Annotated in this window: 3 protein-coding genes and 1 pseudogene; 2 read left to right on the top strand and 2 right to left on the bottom strand. The window is 40.1% G+C overall.

What is annotated here, in order from left to right; translation table 11 throughout:
• Window positions 1-198, top strand: a 198-nt coding sequence (locus F6K64_RS38000) for a transposase (protein WP_287265468.1), incomplete at its 5' end; no start/stop codon positions are given.
• A 13-nt stretch (window positions 199-211) separates the two neighbouring features.
• On the opposite strand, the pseudogene F6K64_RS37995 reads toward F6K64_RS38000, so the two are convergent.
• Window positions 212-716: pseudogene (locus F6K64_RS37995) on the bottom strand (reverse transcriptase N-terminal domain-containing protein); the annotation flags it as partial.
• 354 nt (window positions 717-1,070) lie between these two features.
• On the opposite strand from F6K64_RS37995, the gene F6K64_RS37990 reads away from it, so the two are divergent.
• Complete coding sequence (locus F6K64_RS37990) at window positions 1,071-1,247, top strand: hypothetical protein (protein ID WP_158026519.1); 177 nt, start codon at window positions 1,071-1,073, stop codon at window positions 1,245-1,247.
• Between the two features lie 75 nt (window positions 1,248-1,322).
• Here F6K64_RS37990 and F6K64_RS37985 read toward each other — a convergent pair.
• Window positions 1,323-1,520 (bottom strand): transposase (locus F6K64_RS37985; protein WP_287265468.1); only part of this gene is annotated, 198 nt, incomplete at its 5' end.

Genomic DNA, 1,520 nt, shown 5'->3' with positions numbered 1-1,520 from the left:
TATCTTCCCGAGTATAGTCCTGATTATAACTTAATTGAATTGGTTTGGCATTCAGCAAAAGAATATATTGCCAATCGAGTTTTCAAATCAATTGAAGAATTAGAATGTTTGTTAAATCATCTTTTAAATGAAGGAGGGTTAATTATAAAATGGGTACGAAAAATAAAAAACAAAGGCAATGCTGTTATCACAGTTTAAATGCGCAACAGCTTATTGCTTCGATGGCATCGTGACATGAGCGCCCTGGTCTGAACCCATAAGAATTAGGTTCAAATTTGGCTTCCCATTCAGGTTAAGCGTGCCTGTTTAGCAAGTGCCTGTAATGCACGGTCATACATGGTCGGTATTCCTAATGGGCGTTTTTCCGTCCGTCCAGGTTTAGGTATCCAAACCCTTCTGGTTGGTTGTGCCTTTTTGGAGACCTTTAGGTTGGCTACTAAGATGAGGCGTTGCTTATTGGTTAAAGCTTTGACCCCATCTATTCCGGCAGTCTTTTTACCTTTGTTCTCCTGTGTTACCCGACGCACCGCAATCATTTTGGCAGTCCAGGACTTCATCAAAGTTTTTTGTAGTTTTCTTACCACGCGGACGTCACCACGTTGTGAGGCTCGGTATATCCGTTTTTGTAACTTAAATAAGGTTATTTCTAGCTTTCGCCAATTGACCTTATTCCATTCCGACTGTGGGGCGAACCCCCGAGTTTTAGACTTATTCATTACTACTTACAGCTATATCTTTTCCTATAACGTGAGTCCGTCAGCATATCCTAGATATTACTCCAGGCGTTGGCTTCTGACTCAATCTTGCTTCCATATGACTTGCGGCTAGCTACCTACTCAGAATATTCGACCTTTCTGAGAGTACATATGGGAGTTACTTCGTTCCTGATAACCAATCTTTGAACTTTTAGGGTGGTACTATTCACCGGGAGAGAGGGAAATCTTTTACAAGAGCGGCAAACCTTGTAAGCCTGTGTTCTCCGTTGACTTTTTGTCTGTAGCGTTGTTCAACCTTCTTATTTCGCTACATCGTAATAACGATGATTCATTCATACCTTCCTATTCGTACCCATGAGTTCTTTACCTAGGCTGACATCGGTCAGGTTAAAGGATGTTTTGCCCGTTCGACCCTCTTGCTGTTTAACTTATGGAGTTGCTATTTCCATTAGTCAGGGTAAGGTTGTCACTCGGATTTCACGAGGGATGGATTTTCACCATCATGGTTATCAAGTTGTCATGGTTCATTAGACCAGGCAGTTAATCCCCCATACTCTTTATCGGGTATGGTTTCTAACTAACGAATCGCACTAAGCTGTTGCGCATTTAAACTGTGATAACAGCATTGCCTTTGTTTTTTATTTTTCGTACCCATTTTATAATTAACCCTCCTTCATTTAAAAGATGATTTAACAAACATTCTAATTCTTCAATTGATTTGAAAACTCGATTGGCAATATATTCTTTTGCTGAATGCCAAACCAATTCAATTAAGTTATAATCAGGACTATACTCGGGAAGATA

The sequence above is a fragment of the Moorena sp. SIO3A2 genome (assembly GCF_010672265.1).
In the GTDB taxonomy this organism is placed as follows: Bacteria; Cyanobacteriota; Cyanobacteriia; order Cyanobacteriales; family Coleofasciculaceae; genus Moorena; species Moorena producens.
Note: the sequence above shows the minus strand (reverse complement) of the source record. Positions and strands in the feature narration are given on the sequence as shown.

Bases quoted from the DNA above. Each gene is read 5' to 3' on its own strand.
- F6K64_RS37990 (WP_158026519.1), top strand. From the start codon at position 1,071: ATGAGTTCTTTACCTAGGCTGACATCGGTCAGGTTAAAGGATGTTTTG.